Below are 19,780 nucleotides of genomic sequence, written 5' to 3'. Positions count from 1 at the left end.
GAAAAATCAGTCCGATTCGAGTCGCGTTTCCGGCGTAGCGATCGCGCGATACAGCCATGCGCGTGCAAATGCCCAGTATCGTTTCGCGGTTCGGGGGGAGATGTCCATCAATAACGCGGCCTCCGCGTACGTTTGGCCAGCGAAACATCGCAACTTGACCAATTCGGCCGCCGGCGGGGAGACTTCCGCCAGACCGTCCAACGCCTCATGTAAATCCAGGATATCGCCGTACTCTGGCTGCCAGTGCAGATCGATCAATTCCAGCGGAACGGATTTTGCGGTACCGCCACGTTTCTGGCGACGTGCGTTACGCGCATGATCGACAAGAATCCGCCTCATCGCCTCCGCCGCGGCCGCAAAGAAGTGGCCGCGACCGTCCCATCGTGGGCTCCGGTGCGATCCGACAAGACGCGTATAAGCCTCATGAACAAGAGCCGTCGTTTGAAGGCTATGTCCGGGGCCTTCCAGAGCCAAACGGGCCGCAGCCAACTTCTTCAGCTCGTCGTAAACCAGAGGGAGCAGATCCGTTGTCGAAAGCTGCTGTGAAGCTTCGTCCGGCTCCAATTTTTGCGTGATGTCGTTCATCTACTAACACTTAGATTCAAGGTATTTATCACGCCTCTCGAAAAGTCCGAATTTGCACCTAAACAAGCAATGATAGTCGGCTCAGCCTCGACGGTGTGCTCCACAGCCTGAACGTCTGGCGATTTTTTGAGCGACCATTCGGCGGTGCCGGCAATCATTTACACCGCCAACAAACGATCCATGCAAGGTCAGGCGAATCAGACGACACGAATTCCTACAACAGCGACGGACACCGACTGAGTTTGCTTTCCCTGTCCGATTCCAAACCGTCCAGTCTGTTCCAAAGTAGGCATTTACGCTGGGTCGAAAGACGAAGATGCCGTTAAGCGAGCGGAAGTCCAAATGCTCTCGGTAGGTTTTGTCGGTGAAGTTCGCCGGCCCGAAAAACCGTCAAGATATTGCGAGAGCTCGGTGTCTAGGTCGACCGTGCCTGCCTCAACCAGTTGCATGACGGCCAGCGCCGTGAAGCTCTTGGAGATCGAGCCGGCCACGACAGAGTCTGCCGGATTCACCGCACCAGTGCCCCAAGCTCTTCGTTCATTTCTCTGTGGTGAAACGGTAGCCGTGGCGTTTGGCACTAAGAATCCTCAGAAACGAATGAATTGGATGCCTTGAGGAATTCGAGAAATTCGGATTTTTCGAGTCCCCCTTCTCGCCATCGCAGAACGTTCCCTTCCTGATCGGTAACGATCGTGAAGGGAGAGCCGACGATGTTGTAGCGAGCTAACACAGCAGCGTCGTCAGGGTCGTCCACGTCAATTTCCACAGGGATGAATTCCGCATTGACCGATGCCGCCACCTGTTCGTCGGCCCATACGTTGCGTTTCATAATCCGACACGGAACGCACCACTCGCCGGTAAAATAGAGCAGTATGGGTTTCCCAGTCTGAATGGCTTTCGTTTGAGCAGAAGCGTAGCTTTCAGCCCAAGCGACGCGATTGGAGGGGACGTAATAGCAGTACCAAGCGTAGGCGAGTGAGATAACGAGAAAGGAAAGCCAGAAGCATCGCCAAAAATGGAAAAACGATTTGCCATTAGGTCGTGATTCGTGGTCGCCGGTGATTGGGAATTTGGATTGCATGTCGTTCCTATTGGATCGCTAGGTTACAGGGGCCGGATTTACACCTCTACCATGGCAACCGCCAAATCTCTCAATTGCCCGACAACAAAGTGAGAAGAGATCCTGATGGCAGGGCAGACGATGAGCCTGATTGCAACGGAGCAAAGGAACTGATTAGCAGAAATCACGTGATTCTGCGTTCAGAAGGGTACGAGTACGGAACGACTGGCTGAGTCGCCACAAGGGCTTGTTGATCAAGGTGGCTCGATCCTTCGCGCAGTCAATACACGATCGCGACGACCTGCTTCAATAAATCGCATTCCAAGTGTGGAAGTCGATCCCGGGGTACAAGACGCAAGTTGCTGAGTCCACATGGCTCTATCGCCAGCCTATTGGCCGCAATGTTTGTCTGGACTGGCCGAAACGCGCGCAAGAAACGGGAGATGCGCTTCGATGCTTCCCTGCTTGGGATCGTCCAGCAATCCATCGACGCGGTAATCTACCAAATGGGGCGAATACGGAACTTCCTCTGGTGGTTTGCGGGCCCAACAAGCTTGGGGCTGGCGATCGGCTTGTTCATCGTTGAGGATTCGAAGCGTTACTCGTTCTACACCATCTTCATTCCAGCTTTCGTCGTATTCATGGGGCTCGCATATTGGCAGATCAGACGTGAGATTCGGACCAACCTGAGACCCGAGAAATCACGTCTTGAGGAGCTACGCAACAGGCTGATCAATGTCGAATCGTGAGCAGTCCGTTCGACAATTGGATCCATGCCAAGCCACAAAGGTGACGCACTCACCTCACAGCAGCGGCAGGCCGACATCGCAATCGCAAGGGCGTGAACCAATCCATTAGCGATCTAGTCATATGGTTCCGTAACTGCGGGAGGTTGCATCGACCGCCGCAAAATGGCTGAATTCCTTCGGCGCACCATTCGTGAGAATTCGACTGGATTTAGGACAACGGTGCACCCAAGCGGCCAGACTGCAGAGGCTTGACCGTGCTGGAACTTCGTGCATCCTCAACGCGCGATCATGGAAACGATCGGGCCGAATCCGTAACGACGATTGCCTTGACCTACTTCTAGTCCCTAAACCAGCAGATGACGGCTGATTGGCACGGGATTTGCGCATGAAAAACTCGAAGTATCCCCGCAGATTGTTGGTCTTTTTGCCGAGGCCCAACATTCTGCTCGTTCACCGCGATGGAGATTTCGAGTGAAAATAATGAAACCCGATCTGATCCGCAGACGCAAACGACAAATTCGCCGAAGACTGGATCAATCCGCCTCTCATGATCGCGGTCGGCCAATGATCCAAGGTGCTAACACCGCCTACGAGTTGTCGCAGAAAACTCATGGTACTGCCTACGGCGGCGTGGCTGCCACTCATGCATTCGCGACCAAGCTAGGACTGCCAGAACGGATTGATCAATCGCTGCATCTGTTCAAGAAACAAAGGCGATTCGTTCTTTGATCAAGCGACCATCGAGATGGATGGTACGCTTGTGGAGACCACAGGCCAGTGTAAAGAGGGAATGGACATCAGCTACAAGGGTGTGTGGGCTATCATCCTCTGGTGATGACATTGGCCGAGACGGGTGAAGTGTTGCGATTGCTCAATCGCAGTGGCAAACGCAGTGGCAATCGCGTTAGTCAAGAAGGCGCCGCCGCGGAAGCCGATCGTGCGATCGAGCTATGTCGCCGAGCGGGATTTCGTCGCATCGCCTTACGAGGCGACACGGCATTCACCCAAATGGTCCAACTGGATCGGTGGGACGCGGCGGGCGTGAAAGTTCTCTTTGGCATGAAGGCCTATCCTGGACTGGTAAATCTCGCCGAAGACGTGCCAAATGATCATTGGAAACCACTACCTCGATCCCCCAAGTACGATCCGAAAACGCCTAATCGTGCCCGACCAGAAAACATCACAGTACAGATCGTGGCAAAACGCTGTTGCGACAACAAGCGTCTCTCCGCTGAATGGGTAACCGAGGTCGCGTCAGTCCAACCGATTGCAAAGAAACCTATCGCCTAGTGATTCTTTGCTAGGAACTGGAAGTGGCCAAGCAAGGTCGGCGGATCGATGCTCGCAACGGTTCGACAATCTTGAGATCGCCGTGGTTGAGGATTTGATTCGAGAATGCTTGCCACCTTCGACCCTCGTTCGGGGCGCTACGACCACTGCACACCCACCAAGGTCAACACTCCTGCTCGCAAAGCAGCAAGCCGGTAGCCCCGATGTCACGTGGTCGGTGGCACCATTCATCTCTTTTCGACTGTCGTCATCGTGGTCTACATCGCCGCCAACCCGCACCGCTTGGCAAACCACCGTCCCGGTTGATCGGCAGGTGCTCGGCCGTCGCAATGTCATTCCCGGCAAAGTGTGGCACCCGACTCTTGTACCATCGAGGCCAAATTCGCCGCGCAGCGCGGCGTCTGCTCAGCTGAAAACGCGTTTCGGGCATGGTTCCCCTTCTTCATTGCGCAAAATCTGGCCGAGCAAGTGGAAAACCCTCGCCATCTCTGGCAAAATCAGCAGGACAAATAGGATCAAAATCGCTACCAGTCGCTGGAGGCGGTCAAAGTCGGCACCAAAACGGCGTTGTTCCGGATATCGGCGGCACGCTCTCGATTTACCTGGCTGCTGCAAACGAAAGTCTCATTAGGATCTTCGTCGGAAGACTCCACTTGATATTTCTCTCAAGGTTTTTAAACCCAGAGGCTCCATGACCTGCTCATTCCTACGCGTCGTCTCAGCGGTTTTCATTGTTGGGTCGCTCATCGGTGTCGCCAATGCTGACGATATCCAACCGACGCTTTTACAAAAACTCAAAGACGCATCTGTCATGGTCACGGTGGAGTCCAGCAGGAGTTCGTCGTCCGGTAGTGGGTTTCTTGTTGCTGACGATGACACGGGTGCATTTGTGCTGACCAATCATCATGTCATCGATGGGCACAAACGCGCGAAAGTCAAGGTTGTGTTTCAAAGCGGGACGAGCGCGGCGAGGATCCATTCTGCGGATGTCATCGCATCGAGAGTGAGACAGGATCTTGCGTTGCTTTACGTCAAGGCCGACGACTTGCCGTCACCGCTGACGTTCGCCGATTCTGCCGAGGTCAGCCAAACGATGGAAACATTTGTACTTGGATTTCCATTCGGCGCAGAACTGAAGGGCAATCGAAAGACACCCGCCATCACGATTTCCAAGGCGTCTGTGTCAAGCTTGCGTCGTGACGAAGATGATCAGCTCGAGCTGATTCAACTCGATGGAAACCTGAACCCCGGCAACTCAGGCGGTCCGGTCGTCAATTCTGCCGGGCAACTGATTGGTGTCGCAGCCGCAACGGTTCAGAACGCTGGAATCGGTTTCGCGATCCCGGTGAATAAAGTTCAATCGTTTCTCGCAGGCGACATCGTTGCCGTCGACATCGAATCTGACGGCACTGCAAAACTGAAGATCGCAATCACATTGTGTGACCCATATGAGAACATTCGTGAGTTGACCGCCATCGTTTCCAGCGATGGCAACACGACGGAGGTTCCGTTTACACGTCATGGACGTGAAGCGACTGTCTCGGCCGATATCCTGTTGAAGTCCAAGCATGTTTCGCTGGTGACGCGAGCGGTCCTTGAGGATGGAACGGTCAAGGAAAAGCCGGCGTTAAGTATCCCGGTGCGGGATGGTAGAATTTCCGGATCGATCACTCCGGTGCAAGCTCAGAGTGATTCGAAGGGCGAATCAGAGGACCGTGTGATCCCCGTCGATTTTGTTGGACGGGTGATCGCTTGGACGGCTTCACCAAACGGAGACGGCGCGTACATCGTGCGGGAAGGAAACACGAGCAAAGAATTGGTGTTTTGGAATCCCAATGATCAGCGCGTGGGTGATCGAATTCAAGTTCCTCGCTCGCCGGCCGATGTCGTGGTCTTCGGGAAAAACATTGCAGTGCTCTGCCCAGAGTCGAAGGTCGTTGCCATTGTTGATCCCGAGAGTCATCGCATCGTTAACGCAGCACCGATCAAAGTGAATCGCGGTGTTCCCGTCGCGTTGAGCTTGGCGGTGATGTCCGAAAACCTTTACGTACTGTGCAGTCCGAATGGAGCAGCCCCGGATCGGAATACGGTGCTCTTGGAATTGGATGTCGAATCGCGGACAACGAAGACGGTCAGCACACAAGATTCTGAACGCATGGTCGTCATGGGCGATTACGTGGCGTCCCAACGGAATTTTGGGGGCAGCCCGAGTGGGATCCCCACAATTTCTCAAATGCAAGGCGGCCGGAGCATCGCCAAATTTGAACACGAAACAGTCGGCCCAATCTATCCGACGCCTAAAAAGCACTTTGTTGCGGCGAAGGTAGAAAACAAGACCGCCGCGTTCACACCAGCTAATGATGAAACGCTGTGGACGATCGATGGAACGATCATCGCCGCGTGGCACGATGGCACAAAATTCCTGATGACTCGGGGCAACGACCTGAGCAATCCAGAGGCCTTACCATTGATTGCCGTTGACCAGAATGGACAGGTACTGTGGAAGAAAGAGGTTCCGCTTGGACAGCCGGTCAGCATGTTCCTGACCAAGAACATCCACCTGCATGATCGCCCCGCGAAACTGCTCGTTGGCACGGCAAATCATGGCTCCGTGCTAACGGTGGCTGGTCGCATTGCGGGTGCCGCGGTGAGTCGCGCGTGTGTCATTGGAGACGGCTCAAACGACTATCTGCTGTATTGCATCTCGACGTACGGTGCAAATATCCGCGGGCGATTTGCATTGATGGTGGATGAAGTCGAATCCGACTGGTACTGCGTCCCGTTACCGAAGTCTGCGCCGAACAAGATTGCAAAGGATGGATCAACGACCAAGCCGCTTTCTCCACCCGAGAAGATCAAGCAGGGTGAAACGCTGGCTTTTGACCCGAAGCTGCCGAAGGCCGAAGGCAAGTATGAATTGAAAAACGGTCCCCAGGGAATGAAGGTCGATCCGAAGACCGGTAAGATTCAATGGAAGACAGACGTATCGAGTCTCGGTCAGTGGGATGTCGAAATCGCCCATCAGCACGATGGCAAGACGGCGTCAGTCCTCAAGTTCGTGATCACGGTCGAGTTCTAAACAATGCGCGCATAAGGTGAGCGGCAAATCGCTGGCGGTCTGTCGATTCAATCCCGCACGCCTGAGCAAGGGGCTACGCTCGCATCGGTGCTTGCCCGCCGGACACACCGACGCATTGCAGCGGAATGCTGATGCCGTGCGGCGCCGGATCGAACAGGTAATTGATGAGCGGAGGTTGCAGCGACCGCGGCTCGTTACGCAATCCGCCCAGGATTTGTCTGCTCGGTCAAGCCCCGACGCCGCACAAGCGAGACGGTCGTTTCTCGATTCTCCTGCCGCCACCACGCCCCTGTCGCGTCGTTGGGATTGCTGAAATCCAAGTGGTGCGACTTCTTCCAGAGGGTAAACAGCAGGGTAAACGGGGCCACCTAAAAACCTCTGCGCGGGGAGCGGCTGTCAGGACACTCACATTCCATTTTCTAGCTCAATCCATCGAGACGCCGACGATCATTGAATGATTTCCCGTCGGCAGCGCAGCAGCCACCAGCGACTTGACTTATCGACCGTGGCGAAGTGGCGGCTTTAATCAACCGGCCGGTTACAGTGGGTTCCCAGGGGCACAGAGCCAACCATGGCCGCCACGTGTGGTTTCAGCCGCGAGATTGCCTGCCGTCCCCGCGACACGCTTGAAGATCTTGTCGAACTTCTGCACCAGTTCGCACCAGCCGTGATGGTCCAGACCGATCCGACTCGGGATCCACCACTTCCGAGCGAGGTTTCCGAGCCAAAGCAATCTCCCCACGGTGTACTGAGCAAGATGAAAGTGGACCCGAATACCGAAATCGAGCCAAGAAAAGTGGGTGGCCAATTCTATTACCTTCTATTAAAAAACCTGCCCCCACGAGAAACGACCCGCTATCGGACGGTGCACTGTTGTATCCTTCAACGCCGATGTCATTGATGTGATTCCCCAATCGCACGCCGATCTCGCCGCGATCCGCCTGCTCGAAGAAGGCTGCCACCTCAGCGTGCTGGCGGAATGTTAGACTGTCATCTGCGGGCGCTGCAAAATGAATCGCTCGCTACTGGCGTTGGGCGATTTGCAATCCCGAGGGAGGATGTGATGGCAAAGTCTTTTCATGTGACGGCTGTATTGAGAACGATCGGTTTTACGACTCTTTTCGCCTTGGCGGCTGCAACCAGCTTGGAAGCCCAGCTGAATGTCGCGACAGAGTCTCCAGCAGCAGATCAGAATGAGCCGGCGACGTTCGAGGTGCTAATCAATGGACTTAGCAGCAACAAATTCAATACGCGGCGAACCTCGTATGACCAACTGGTCGCGGCGGGAAGCCGCGCGGTAGGCGCACTCGAGAAGGGCGCGAAGTCAGACCAATTGGAAGTCGCGACACGGTGCGTTGAGGCATTGGCGCAAATCTCGCGCGACCCGAAAGGAGTCGAAATCGCGTTGCCCGCGCTCGAGCGTCTCAGCGAGGAGCCCGCCAACCAGATCGCCGCGATTGCTGCCGCACGGGTCAAGGAACTGAAAACCACGGACGAGGAGCGGGCCATTGCCAAGCTCACGTCATTGGGAGTCAGGGTAAGTCTTTCCAAAGAGGGGAACGCGACGAGCGTCTCGATCACCACCAACCGCCAAGCTCACTACCTACAATTTCTGCCGAAGTTGACTTCGGTGTTCATGCGAAGCAACGAGATCACCGATGCCGCGATTGCGCCGATCTTGGACCTCCCATCAATCTCGACTCTGTCGTTCTTAGACGTTTCCATGACAGACGATGGTCTGGGCAAGCTGAAAAACCTCAGCAAACTTAGATTTTTGTTTCTTAACGACACCCAGTTCTCGGCGGATGGCATTCGACATCTGACCGACTTTCCCAGTCTGCGAGTCCTGTCTTTTCAGCCCGACTCACTTGATCAGTTAAAGATCATCGAAGGGATCACGAAGCTCGACACACTCATGATTTCTAAGTTTGAATTCGATCGGGAAGCGGTTGACGTACTCAATCGGTTGAGAGCGATTCGAAGTGTCGAGATTGTGGTATCTGCCGTCGATAACACACAATGGGAATGGATGTCACGGATCGAAATTCCTCTCCGGATCAGGATCAGCCGAGTCGAAGGCGTCAGTGACGCCGGCTGGGAAAATCTTTCGCGTGCGAGTCTCGTCTATCTAAGCGTCTACAGCACAGCGATCGACGACCATTCCCTTCGCCACCTGCGTAACGCAAAGGAACTCGAATCGCTCTCGATCACGAACGCGGAGATCACGGATGCCGGCATTGCTCATCTGCACGGTCACGCAAAGCTAACCACCATCCGGCTCAGTGGAACCAAGGTTACTAAGGAGGGAATCGCGAAACTGGAGCAAGCAACGTCCTCGCTTCGCCGCGTCACTTTGAACGAGGGGCGGCGGCCATTTAACCTCCGCGCGCCTTCGGTCGGCTTCACTGACAACCGCACCACCGGTGGAAGAAACGCACATCTACGCGGTGCCATCACGCCCGAGATCGCCGCAAAACTAAAGAAGACGCCCAATCTTGCCACCGTCTTCCTCACCAGATCCGAGTCATACGACGAGCAGCAACTCAAGTTGCTGGCCGACGTGCCGATTAAGAGGATGTACCTAAGCTCCGTCAAGATTACTGACGGCGGATGGAGCGCCATTGGAGAATACCCCGTTCTCGAATCAATCTCGATGAGCCGTCTGTCGGTTTCTCCGATCGGGGCACAGGCGATTGGAAAGATTCGATCGCTGAAGTCGCTTACGATTTCGCAGATCGATTTTTCCGACGATGCGGTGCAAGCGCTGATCGCTGCGCTTGCCGAGTCGGGAACGATTGAAAAAATGAGCATTTACCGCTGCGAGAGGATCACGAACACTGCCTTTACCGATATCAGAAAAATGGTGTCACTGAGTCAATTTCGCTGCAGCAACGCCCCCCGCGTCACCAGCGCGATCCTGAGTGAATTTGGCAAGCTCCCCCATTTGAAATCGCTGTCGCTAAGCGATGTCCAATTTGATGAAGCAAATCTTGCACACCTGACTGTCGCCAAACAGCTTTCGGACCTCCAGATCACGCCGCACCAGCAAACGCCCATCAGCGAAATAGGCCTCGGCGCCCTCTGTCAACTGCCGTCGCTTGAATCGTTAGCCCTCAACAAAATAAGCATTTCGCCCGAACGAATGGGCTTGCTGGGAGGGATCCAGACGCTTCGCAAACTATCGCTAAATAACTCAGACATAAACGACGAATCCATTGCAGCGATGCGGGGCATGAGCCATCTGGAGGAACTTTCGCTTCAAAAAACGAACGTTAGTGATGCCGGAGTCGCGGCGATTTCCAAGTGGTTTCCCAAGCTGACGAGATTGTCGATGGCCAGCACCCCGATCACGGATGACGCACTGGACCACATCAACAAGATGGAAACCCTGGAGCGGCTTTCTGTGCAGTGGACGAATATCTTTGGCGGAGAGCTGCAACGTCTGGGCGATCTTGAAAAGTTAAAATGGATCACCATCGGCAAAACGCAAATCAGCGAGGGCGAAGAGTCGCAATTCAAAGAGAACCACCCCGATATCAAGCTGCTTGTCTTTCCGCAATCGCCTATCCCGTGAGCAAGTGTCGCCCGCTGCAACTTCCACTCCAAACTTCACCAGCCGAAGCACCCAACGAACGAAGGTTCATAACAACTCCTTGACGAATGGATGAGAATGCGGGGCTGGCCACCATTGACCAGAATCCGACAGAGGTTTCAAAGACCCAACACTGGCCTCAGTTTAAACCAATCCCCTCCGCTGTTCGGCCCCAACCGAAACGGGTCGCCCCCAAGCCGGCGATTTGCCATCCGAATCGCTGCCCAATCTGTCTTTGTCGTACGGCGAGCCCCTCCGTTTGTCGCGTGTTCCTGCCGGGTGGGGATTTCTATGCGGCTATTGCTGCTCCGTTTGGATCGCCGCCTTCTTGTCTTTCCAGTACTTGAGAAACTTAGCCGTGACTTCCCCGGACGGCTTGGCACCTGCGGCATGCTCCTCGATGGAGTTGCCGAAGTAGTGGCTGATCCAGCCATCGACTCGAACGTTGCCCCCTTCGACAAACTCGTCGAACTCCTCCAGTGAGCAGCTCAAAGGGAACGTTTCTTCGACAACCAATGGCTTACCGATGTCATAAACGGACAGAGCAGCAAGCGCTTTTTCGACTTCGCCCGCCTTGGGGTAAAAGTGGACGCTCACGAAATCGAGGTGCCGCGCCACATCCGGAGAATAGAACAAAGGCTTGGCGGTGGGCCAGACGTGTGCCCACGGAATCACGCCCACGGTGATCAGCCCATCGCGATCATGTTTCCTGATCGCCCGCACCATCTTTTTGACCCAGGCTTCAACAATCGTCTGACGATCACGCTGCATGGGATCACTGGAAATCCTTTGCACGAAATAGAAGCCCTCCAGCTCGCCCAGCAACCACGGATGTTCGCCGTCTTTGGCCCTCCCAAGGACCGGCTCGTTCATCAGGTCATAGCAGAACACGGCGGGATGGCCGGCACAGGTTTCTGCGACCGCTTCCCAAAAACGTGCCTGGGTCTCCCAACGTTCCGCTTCGGACAGGTCATCCAACCAGTCTGGCACGGCATCGAGGTGATAACATCCCAGCCCGGTCAGATCCAAATAAAGACCACATCGTTGCGCCAGATCGAGGGTTCGCCGAAGCAGGGCCAAAGCTTGCGGGTCGACCTCTTCGGCGGTCTCCATGTAGGTGCCGATCTGAAGGTGCAGGCGCACCACGTTCGCGCCGAGCGCGGCCATGCGGTGAAAATCTTCTTCGACGCCGGGCCAATCCTCCTCCCAATACTCCTCAACGATCCGGCCGAACTCGCCGACGAAATTGAACCCCCATGGAGCGAATGTCGCGCCGGAATCGGCCAAGACAAACTTTGTTCCGTCCTTTGACAACCGCACGCGTTCCATGGGAGATGCGTTTGTCGCCGGCTGTTCCTGTGCATGGACCTGGCCGAGTTGGCATGCCAATAGCAGCACGACAACAGCTCCGGCGTTCCACAAGATTCGAAAACATGCAAACAAGCTCATTGAACTACCTTTCGTGATCGCCTGCGATCGCTCCAGTAAATCGTAGTGTGAAGTCGAGAGAAATGGATCAGCCGAGCTCCGTTGGCAGTCGTGGGTTCGGTCGTGTTCGATCACCGCCCAGAGCGAGCCGATGCTCCTTGCCCGATCCGGTTCCCAGAACGACGACGGATGCAATTGATCGACTGTTCTCATTCGAGTAATCTGAATTGGTATTGACGGCAGGGTTGATTCTCGCACTGAAAGCATGTTCGATGCGACCACAAAAATCATACAAGAATCTGATGCGGCCAGCTGGTGATACGAGCTACCTCACGGTTTTAAACCGTCTTCAGGACATCGCCAAACGTAGATCATTGAGGCAAAAGCGGCGACGCAGGCAGTTTAAGCTGAAGACTCTCATCGTCGTTGTCGCGTTCTTTGCGGCGATCTTCGCAGCATCACCGTTCGTCTTCGAAACCGTGTACGCAAAATATCGCGTCATCACCGATGCTGATTTCAAAGAAAAGACGATAGCTGATTTTCGGAAACGCCGACCATTCGCCACACAGTATAGACATGAACGCCTCGTGTGGAGCGATTGGTTCGGCTATGTCTTACACGGTGAGTACTTCGCAAAAGGAAAGTGGAAAGTGTATACCGTGCGTGGGAATCCAGCCACTTGGCCGAGGAAGCCCTAGGACCGCCGGAACAATTTCTGGCGTAGCGAAATTCGTCAAGAATTTCGTCCGCCCCGGGAGAACCGGAGGGCCGAACGACAAGAATGTCGCTGCCCCTTCTCCTTGCTTTGGCCGCAGCGTGTGGCTTCTGCCGCTAGATTGTTTTCATTTCTGCTGAAAGGCTTTCGATTGAACCAACGCGTGAAGATAGGTGTTTAAGGTTCGGCCGTTCTGTTCACCGTGGGTGAGGATGGCATCAGAAAGATCCTGGTCGGTGAATCCATAGGGACGGCCAAGAGCGTACTCAATCAGGTTCTCGACGAAGCCGCGGGCAAACATCGCTTCACGCTCGGCGATGCGATCACGCAGTTCAAAAAAGCCTTGGAATTCTGTCCCGTCGGGCAACGTTCCGGCGTCATCGATGGGATACTCCTTGGCTTTTCGACGCACCATGACCTGTTCCGTTTTTCGCCACAGCCCGACCGCATTGAAATGTTCCAGCCCATAACCGATGGGGTCAATTTTGCGATGGCACTGGGCGCACTGCGATTCTTCCATGTGGGCTTCCAACAGTTGACGAGCGGGTAAGGATTCGCCGGCGAGGCGACTGAGTTGGGGCACGTTGGCCGGCGCTGGGGGCGGTGGATCATGCAGCAGCTTTCGCATCACCCAGGCACCTCGTTCTACCGGAGAGGAGCGTTCTCCGTCGCTGCCCATGGCGAGGATCGCGGCCATTCCCAACAGACCGCCACGCGGCATGCCGTCGGGAACCGTGACCTCGCGAAACGCCGGGCCGTGAACGTCGCTGATGCCGTAGTAGTCGGCCAACAGGTCGTTGATCAGGATCGTGTCGGATTTTAAAAGCTCGCCAATCGGCCCGTGGCTGCGGATCAGATTACCAATCGTCGCATAGACTTCTTGTCGAGTGGCTAATTTCACGGAGGCATCAAACTCGGGGTAGAGTTTGGGGTTAAATTGAAAAAAATCGAGACGCTCCATCTGCAACCACTGATGGGTGAATCCGGAGACAAATTCCATGGCACGTTCATCGTCGAGCAGACGACTGGTCTGGCGAGCCAATCCGGCCGCGGTCGTCAGCTCGCCCGCTCGGGCGGCGGCGAGAAGTTCGTCATCGGGCGGCGAACTCCACAGGAAGTAAGACAACCGAACCGCAAGTTCTTCACCGCTCAGGTCTCGGGGTACCGGATCGCTCGCAGGCTCCCGCAGATACAGAAAACCGGGCGACGCAAGCACCAGTGACAACGGCAGCTTGATCGCTTCTTCAAAACGCTTGCCACTGTCCATCTCGCTGGAGCACATTCCCGTCAAGCGATCAACAAACTCCGGGTCCGCCTCTTTGATACGGAACGCGCGTTTTGCGAATCGCTCGATGATGGCTCGTGCGTAATCTGCGTCTTTGGCACGATCCACATCGTCAAAGAAGATCGCTTGGGTGGATGCGGGCGGCCATTGTTGAATCATCGGGCCTTCCCATTCCACCCAGTCGATCCACAACGCGGGTTCAATGTTAGCCCCCGTTTTTGCGATTGAATCGCGTCGCAGGGCGAAGCCCGTTTTGAACACGTTGGGCATCCGTTGGCGCAGCGCGATGACACGTTCTCCAATGTCGACCCGTTTCCCCGTGTTGACACCAACATCAACGGTCAGAGGTTTCTTCAGGATCGGGATATCGACCAAAACCTCGACAATCTCCGGATCGCTGATCGGTGCATTCACCTTTCGACATGCGATCAAGTCGATCGACGAATCAATTCGTTCGCCACGAAACCCGATCTCAATGAATGTTCGCGAGGGATCGGGATCGCCCAGCACACCGATCCGTGCGCGAATCCGGTATTGGCCGGGCGGCGCTTCATCGGGAATCACGAGTCCGACTTGCGGATTCGGCTCGTTCACGGTCAGTAGAGCACCGTGCTGTGTTTCCTCTCGGGCCAAGTAATGGGCAAAGTCCGCTCCGTTCCGATCCCATCCCAGTTTGCGAAACGCGGCCTCATTGTCATCAGCAAACCCGAACTCGGTTGGGGATTTCCCACCGCTGGCTTGCCATTCTTCCCACCTTTCAAAGCCCTTTTCATGATATCGATACAGTCTTTGGACTCGCCTGTTCGATTCATTTTCAACTTCGATTCGCCGGGTTTGAATTTTGGGTTTCGGGCTCGTCACGATTGCTTGGTCGAGAGCAGTGCGCGCGAGCTTTAAATATTGCTCGAATTGATCACTGGAGAAAAAGAGCGATCCACCTGCCGTATCGAATCCACCGGGGTTTGCATCGTCGGGCAGATCGCCTGCATCGACCTTGATCCCCAGCAGAACTTCGATCGAGTTTTCATATTCACGTCGATTCAGACGCCGCATGGTGATCTGGCCGCCGGTGTCGGCCAGAAGTCGTCGCGCGGCGACAAGTTGCTTTGACAGCGTCTCCAGAAACGCGGTTTTGTCTTCGTCGGTGGCTTGCCGTTCATCCTCCGGTGGCATCTCCCCTGAATTGAGCGCATTGAGAATCTTTTGCCACTGCTCGGCCGACTGAAGGGTGCCAAGATCAAAGGACAGTGTTTCCAAATCGACGTTGCCCTCGGCTGATTGAGCATCATGGCAGTCCAGGCAATACTTTTGAAAAAACGCACCATGATGATTCGGCATGACAACACGCGGTGAATCTTCTGCGCCGGCAATCCCGTCCAACGATGGCTGGGAAAACACCGCAAGCAGAAACGCAACGAGCAAACCATTTATGTTCGATCGCGGGACGATGACTCCCTGCGGTTTTGTCGTGTTGTCCACAACGCGCTGTGGCTCACGCATTGACCAACTCCTTGATCACGCCCTGGCTGTCGCCGTGCGACGGAACATCCAATCCGATTCCCTGCAGCAACGTCAGCCACAGATTGCACAGTGGCGTTCCGTCCGCTTTGACAAGATGCTGTCCGAGTTTGATTCCGGCCCCGCCACCGGCGACCAGAGTGGGACAATTGGTCAGGTAGTGAATGCTGTTGATATTGCTTCCGTAACTGAGTGACACATGGTCAAACAACGATGTTCCGTCGGCTTCTTTGGTTGCTTTCAATTTATCGATCAGTCCGGCGAGCAATTCGGATTGTTTGCGGTCGCGCAACTCGGAGACTTCCTGCCTCATTCCGGGCGCATAATGACTCATGTTGTGGCCGCTAAGCGTTGCCCCCAGACTTTGCAGAAACGTGGTTCCGCCGGGCTGGCGATAGGTGATCACGCGGGTCGCATCGACTTGTAGGGCGGCGACCAACAGGTCGTACATCACTTTGACCTCCTGGTACCCTTCGATTTCTCCACGTGGTTCATCGATCGGATGGGCAGCCTGTTTCTTGGGCACATCGAGCCACTGCTCCTCTTTGGCGATCCGAGTTTCGATATCGCGGATCGATTGGAAATATTCACTCAACTTCTCGGTGTCCGTCTTGCTCAGTCCACGTCGGACCGATCTCGCCTCGATCAGCACCGCGTCGAGAACACTGCGTCGCTGTTTCAGCATCGCTTGGCGTTGCTCCAGGGGAGTGCTGTCGTCGGAGAACAATCGATGGAACGCCACCACCGGATTGTTCCATCCCGCCACCGGTTTGCCCTGCCGATTCCACGCCAGAGACTGGCCTGGTCCGTGGCCGTCGTTATCGGCACCGCACAACTGCACCGAGGTGTACCGTGTGTCCGTTCCCAGTTGCTCGGCCGCTACTTGGTCCGCCGAAATGCTGTTGCTAAAACTTTGTCCCGGGACGGCATAGCGATTGGCTCCGGTCAGATAGAACGTACTGCCCCAGTGAGCTTCGTTTGAAAATTGATTCTCCAACCCCTGGATGATGGAAAAATCTTTCTTGTGTCGCTGCAACGGAGCAAGCCCTTTGGGCAGATCGTAGTCCGCTCCCGTTGTCGCGACATCGGGAAACCAGCTCTCTCGTGTCACTCCCCAACCGAAGCCCAGGAAAATCATTCGCTTCGGTGGCGCAACAACAGGGGCGGCCGACGCGAAACGTTGGAATCCCAACGATTCCAGGAAAGGCAGCGTGATCAGGGCGCTGCTGCTGCGAAGAAAATGACGTCGTCTCATGGGATGGCTCAGGGCGTGGAAACTCTCGATCGCTTGGTCAGCTCACGGTGACCGTGGCATCACAGCATTCTAACCGGCCTCTGACGCCAAACAAACAGGATTGCCAACGATGCCGATCAGGGGCGGTGAACGAAGCTAAGGATCAACGATCAAACCTGAAGCGACACTTCCGTGTCGACTGCGGGTTAAAATGGGGTACGTCATTTTTCTGAGACTGATCGGCGTACATTTCTCCGCTTTGGACATTCACTCCAAAGACGAAACTCCTCCCTTCACGTAGAGACGATCCATGAAGAACCGTTGCGCCACCTTCGGACTACTGCTGCTTTTCACAACCATCGCCTTTTCGTCAACCGCTCAGGCACAGCGGCGTCGTCAAGTAACCCCAGGCAAAGAGCCACCGCATCCACCGAAGGTCGGTGAACTTGCCCCGGATTTTGAGCTGATGGATCTGAAAGGTGAAAAGGTCACGCTGACGAAACTGACAGAGGAGTCGCCCGTCGTGATCCTCGTTCTGCGGGGTTGGTACGGAAAACAGTGCCCAATTTGCAACCGCCAAGTGGGGGAATTTTTGAGTAAGAAGTCGGCGCTGTCGGAGGTCCAAGTGGTCATGGTTTATCCAGGCGAGGCGAATCAGCTTGATGAACATGCAAAGCAATTCATCGGAAGCAAGTCATTTCCGGACAACTACCATTTCGTCTTGGATCCAGGTTTCAAATTCACAAATGCTTGGGGGCTTCGCTGGGACGCTCCGCGTGAGACAGCTTATCCGTCAACCTTCGTGGTCGATCAAGATCAGAAGCTCGTTTTTGGCAAGACCGTGGTCTCGCACGGAGACCGTGCTGACGTGGCCACCGTGGTCGCCAACCTGCCATAGACAACCTTGCTCGCCCTGCGGCCACTCGATTCCACGACCAGACCCGCTGCGTCATGCTGCTCGTCAATCTCGACCGGACTCATCCATCCGATTCGCTTGCGACCCCGAATTCGCTCCTATTGGTGAGTCCGATGCCGACCCAAAATTGACAACCATGTCAATCTCAGGCTTGGTCGGCATCGCGGAAGGGCCGCCGTTGTTCGTGCGTCGGGGGAACAAACGCAACCAGCGCCGAGCAATCTCTTCGTCACTCCAGGTCGTTGGCACTACTCGGAATAGTGTTTCAGCGCCGCACGAAATTCGTTGTTGGTTTCGTGTGCGGGTCCGGGCAATTCAGATGCATTTTCAACGGCAATCGTAATCATTGAGTCACCAGACTGCCGCAACGGCATGTCGGTGGTTGAAACATCTTCGACAGATTGATCAGTTGTCGTCGGATAGGCTGCGACGCATCCCGTTGGGAGACAATTGCATGAGAGGCAATTGCAGGTATGGCATCGAGCCATCATGACGGGGCCGAATGAGTCCAACGAGTTCCAGGACGTCAGCTCGTACCCGTGGAAGTGTTTGGGATAACAAATCTTGCCGTGAGTTGGATTGGTGAACGCTCCCGGTTTCGGAAGGATTCGCTCAGGTGTCAAGACACAGCCTGAGCAGATCAGCATCACAGAGAGCCCCATTGTAGAGCAGGATCGAACGATGAAGGTAGTCTTCATAGGTATTTCGGCGTGAACGAATGGATCGGTGGAAAGGAGTTCGCTGTGATTGAACGTCGGGCGGCAGGTTAGAACTGTGTTCTTGGGTTTCCGCCGCCAGAGAGAACTTTGCCGGACAAGCGAGTCGCGGTTTCGGCGCTAAGGATGCTAATCCCGAACACACGCTCGATCGGGCTGATGAATTTCGCCAATCGTGTATCGAAGGTGACGAAGGGATCGCGTTGGATGTACAACCGGTCGCCGGGCATGAGTTGATAATTCGTATTGGTTTCGGCAAGGGCGGTCAATTCTTCCCATTCGATCGGCAACAGCTGATGCTTTCCAGGTTGCCCCGTGGGACGCGCGATCCACATCTCGTTGCTCGACCCCTGAGGGACGCCCTGGATCAATGACAGTGCATCCAGCACGGTTTCGTTTCCGGTAATCGGATAACGATAAACGGCATCGCCGATACCTGGCCCTTGGGTAATGACGTAGAAGATCTTGCTGTTGTATGACAGCACGGACAACGCGACCTCTGGTTTGTCCAAAACGGTTGACAAACTTGCCTCAATTGCCGCGCTGGCTTGTTCAAGGGTATATCCGGAGACGTTGACGGACCCGTAGATCCCCAGTGTAATGCGGCCGTCTGGCCCGACGAGGTGCTCACCGACGACCTGCTGCAGCGAACTCGCTTGGATCAAATTGATGCCGACGGACGGGTTAGCAAAGTGGTTGGCAAATTTCTGCGTCAACCTTTGTTTTGCTTCAGCCAGCGTCAGACCATCGAGTTGGACCTGTCCGTAGGGGCTTCCAAAGTCGATCGCGCCGTCAATCTCGATGCTGTACTCTTGGTCGATCGGCGTCGCCGCTTGCGCCAGTCCGATGAACGTTTTCGGAGCGACGAGGTGCGTCGAGAGGGCCTGCTCGATCTTATGCCCTGCCTCTTCCAAGCTGACTCCACTGACAACAACGGAGCCGTACGGCGTTCCCAGACTTACCGAGCCGTCAGGCTGGATGAGAAAATTTCCATCGACCGGCGACAGGGCTGGAGCTCCCGGAACACGAATCGATAACAGGTCACCGATGACGAGCCTGTCGATGGAATCGCGAGAAACGCGAACACGCAAGACATCGGTGGTCTTCAATCGATACGTCGACTTGGGGACCGTCCGCACCACCTCAATCCCCAAAATGTCCGGCGGTTCAATTCGGTACTCCGGTAGGTTCGCCTTGCATAACTCTCGCGGTGCATCGACTGGTTTCAGTGCGGCGATCGCATCGTGACGTGTGTGGAACGTCGTACAGCCGCAGCAAAACAGGCAGAGCAGAAGGCTTGCGTAACGGATGTGATTGGTGCAAGGGGAATCCATTCTAGGTTCCGTGGAAGAACTGCGCAATTCGGATCGGGTGGTTCATGCGGACCTATCGGAACAAACCATACAGATCAAACAATCCGATGGAATTCGCTGTCACAGACGACGCTATGCTGGCAGGCTGCTTATTCGATACAGATTGTCACGGTTGATAACAGTTTCTTAACACAGGTCGTGCTCTGTCCGGTTTCCAATGCCCAACGAAGCAGCGAGCGCCAACTTGTAAATCGCCGAGTGAGCAGTTGGCCTGAAAACGATGAAACTTCGATGACAAGG

Annotated in this window: 15 protein-coding genes and 1 pseudogene; 8 read left to right on the top strand and 8 right to left on the bottom strand. The window is 55.1% G+C overall.

Annotated features, from left to right (window positions below; translation table 11 throughout):
• Positions 1-6: 6 nt before the first annotated feature.
• From Enr13x_RS10290 to Enr13x_RS10280, 3 genes are all read right to left on the bottom strand, one after another.
• The gene (locus Enr13x_RS10290; protein ID WP_145385983.1) at positions 7-585 is read right to left on the bottom strand and encodes an ECF-type sigma factor; all 579 of its coding nucleotides are present in this window, start codon (positions 583-585) and stop codon (positions 7-9) included.
• A 293-nt stretch (positions 586-878) separates the two neighbouring features.
• Complete coding sequence (locus Enr13x_RS39725) at positions 879-1,097, bottom strand: serine hydrolase (RefSeq protein ID WP_390621102.1); 219 nt, start codon at positions 1,095-1,097, stop codon at positions 879-881.
• A 65-nt stretch (positions 1,098-1,162) separates the two neighbouring features.
• A complete protein-coding gene (locus Enr13x_RS10280; RefSeq protein ID WP_145385981.1) occupies positions 1,163-1,666 on the bottom strand; it encodes a thioredoxin family protein in 504 nt (167 codons plus the stop codon).
• Positions 1,667-2,046: 380 nt separating this feature from the next.
• Here Enr13x_RS10280 and Enr13x_RS10275 point away from each other — a divergent pair, with 380 nt between their 5' ends.
• The 5 genes and pseudogenes from Enr13x_RS10275 (at position 2,047) to Enr13x_RS38870 (ending at position 6,763) form a co-directional block, all read left to right on the top strand.
• Positions 2,047-2,394, top strand: a complete 348-nt coding sequence (locus Enr13x_RS10275) for a hypothetical protein (RefSeq protein ID WP_197455923.1) — start codon at positions 2,047-2,049, stop codon at positions 2,392-2,394.
• A gap of 480 nt (positions 2,395-2,874) precedes the next feature.
• Positions 2,875-3,123, top strand: a complete 249-nt coding sequence (locus Enr13x_RS10270) for a hypothetical protein (RefSeq protein WP_145385979.1) — start codon at positions 2,875-2,877, stop codon at positions 3,121-3,123.
• Between the two features lie 163 nt (positions 3,124-3,286).
• The gene (locus tag Enr13x_RS38875; RefSeq protein ID WP_231744192.1) at positions 3,287-3,439 is read left to right on the top strand and encodes a hypothetical protein; all 153 of its coding nucleotides are present in this window, start codon (positions 3,287-3,289) and stop codon (positions 3,437-3,439) included.
• Positions 3,440-4,375: 936 nt separating this feature from the next.
• Positions 4,376-5,038, top strand: a pseudogene (locus tag Enr13x_RS39720) (S1C family serine protease); the annotation flags it as partial.
• 201 nt (positions 5,039-5,239) lie between these two features.
• Positions 5,240-6,763: a YncE family protein gene (locus Enr13x_RS38870; protein ID WP_231744191.1), complete on the top strand. Its 1,524-nt coding sequence runs from the start codon at positions 5,240-5,242 to the stop codon at positions 6,761-6,763.
• A gap of 73 nt (positions 6,764-6,836) precedes the next feature.
• Here Enr13x_RS38870 and Enr13x_RS39355 read toward each other — a convergent pair whose 3' ends face one another.
• Positions 6,837-6,965, bottom strand: a complete 129-nt coding sequence (locus Enr13x_RS39355; protein WP_261344174.1) for a hypothetical protein — start codon at positions 6,963-6,965, stop codon at positions 6,837-6,839.
• A gap of 861 nt (positions 6,966-7,826) precedes the next feature.
• Between Enr13x_RS39355 and Enr13x_RS10255 the strand changes: the two genes are divergently transcribed.
• Entirely contained in the window at positions 7,827-10,337 is a 2,511-nt protein-coding gene (locus tag Enr13x_RS10255) for a hypothetical protein (RefSeq protein ID WP_197455921.1), read from the top strand.
• Between the two features lie 315 nt (positions 10,338-10,652).
• On the opposite strand, the gene Enr13x_RS10250 is transcribed toward Enr13x_RS10255, so the two are convergent.
• Positions 10,653-11,642: a cellulase family glycosylhydrolase gene (locus Enr13x_RS10250; RefSeq protein ID WP_231744190.1), complete on the bottom strand. Its 990-nt coding sequence runs from the start codon at positions 11,640-11,642 to the stop codon at positions 10,653-10,655.
• Between the two features lie 368 nt (positions 11,643-12,010).
• Here Enr13x_RS10250 and Enr13x_RS10245 point away from each other — a divergent pair, with 368 nt between their 5' ends.
• Positions 12,011-12,481, top strand: a complete 471-nt coding sequence (locus tag Enr13x_RS10245) for a hypothetical protein (RefSeq protein WP_145385974.1) — start codon at positions 12,011-12,013, stop codon at positions 12,479-12,481.
• 144 nt (positions 12,482-12,625) lie between these two features.
• Here the strand turns inward: Enr13x_RS10245 and Enr13x_RS10240 are convergent, their stop codons facing one another.
• Both Enr13x_RS10240 and Enr13x_RS10235 read right to left on the bottom strand, forming a co-directional pair.
• Positions 12,626-15,283 (bottom strand): DUF1592 domain-containing protein, encoded by a 2,658-nt coding sequence (locus tag Enr13x_RS10240; RefSeq protein WP_145385973.1) that lies wholly within the window; start codon positions 15,281-15,283, stop codon positions 12,626-12,628.
• Positions 15,276-16,556 carry a DUF1552 domain-containing protein gene (locus Enr13x_RS10235; RefSeq protein WP_145385972.1) on the bottom strand — a complete coding sequence of 427 codons (1,281 nt, stop codon included), beginning with the start codon at positions 16,554-16,556 and terminating at the stop codon, positions 15,276-15,278. Before Enr13x_RS10235 ends, Enr13x_RS10240 begins: the two co-directional genes overlap by 8 nt.
• 289 nt (positions 16,557-16,845) lie before the next feature.
• Here Enr13x_RS10235 and Enr13x_RS10230 point away from each other — a divergent pair, with 289 nt between their 5' ends.
• A complete protein-coding gene (locus Enr13x_RS10230) occupies positions 16,846-17,433 on the top strand; it encodes a peroxiredoxin-like family protein (RefSeq protein WP_145385971.1) in 588 nt (195 codons plus the stop codon).
• Positions 17,434-18,217: 784 nt separating this feature from the next.
• On the opposite strand, the gene Enr13x_RS10225 is transcribed toward Enr13x_RS10230, so the two are convergent.
• A complete protein-coding gene (locus tag Enr13x_RS10225; RefSeq protein ID WP_145385970.1) occupies positions 18,218-19,501 on the bottom strand; it encodes a polysaccharide biosynthesis/export family protein in 1,284 nt (427 codons plus the stop codon).
• Between the last annotated feature and the right edge of the window lie 279 nt (positions 19,502-19,780).

The organism is Stieleria neptunia (assembly GCF_007754155.1).
GTDB classification, from domain to species: domain Bacteria; phylum Planctomycetota; class Planctomycetia; order Pirellulales; family Pirellulaceae; genus Stieleria; species Stieleria neptunia.
This window is presented reverse-complemented; position numbering and strand designations above follow the sequence as displayed.

Bases quoted from the DNA above. Each gene is read 5' to 3' on its own strand.
- Enr13x_RS10290 (WP_145385983.1), bottom strand. From the start codon at position 585: ATGAACGACATCACGCAAAAATTGGAGCCGGACGAAGCTTCACAGCAG.
- Enr13x_RS10230 (WP_145385971.1), top strand. From the start codon at position 16,846: ATGAAGAACCGTTGCGCCACCTTCGGACTACTGCTGCTTTTCACAACC.
- Enr13x_RS10270 (WP_145385979.1), top strand. From the start codon at position 2,875: ATGAAACCCGATCTGATCCGCAGACGCAAACGACAAATTCGCCGAAGA.
- Enr13x_RS10225 (WP_145385970.1), bottom strand. From the start codon at position 19,501: ATGGATTCCCCTTGCACCAATCACATCCGTTACGCAAGCCTTCTGCTC.
- Enr13x_RS10275 (WP_197455923.1), top strand. From the start codon at position 2,047: ATGTTTGTCTGGACTGGCCGAAACGCGCGCAAGAAACGGGAGATGCGC.
- Enr13x_RS10235 (WP_145385972.1), bottom strand. From the start codon at position 16,556: ATGAGACGACGTCATTTTCTTCGCAGCAGCAGCGCCCTGATCACGCTG.
- Enr13x_RS10240 (WP_145385973.1), bottom strand. From the start codon at position 15,283: ATGCGTGAGCCACAGCGCGTTGTGGACAACACGACAAAACCGCAGGGA.
- Enr13x_RS10255 (WP_197455921.1), top strand. From the start codon at position 7,827: ATGGCAAAGTCTTTTCATGTGACGGCTGTATTGAGAACGATCGGTTTT.
- Enr13x_RS10280 (WP_145385981.1), bottom strand. From the start codon at position 1,666: ATGCAATCCAAATTCCCAATCACCGGCGACCACGAATCACGACCTAAT.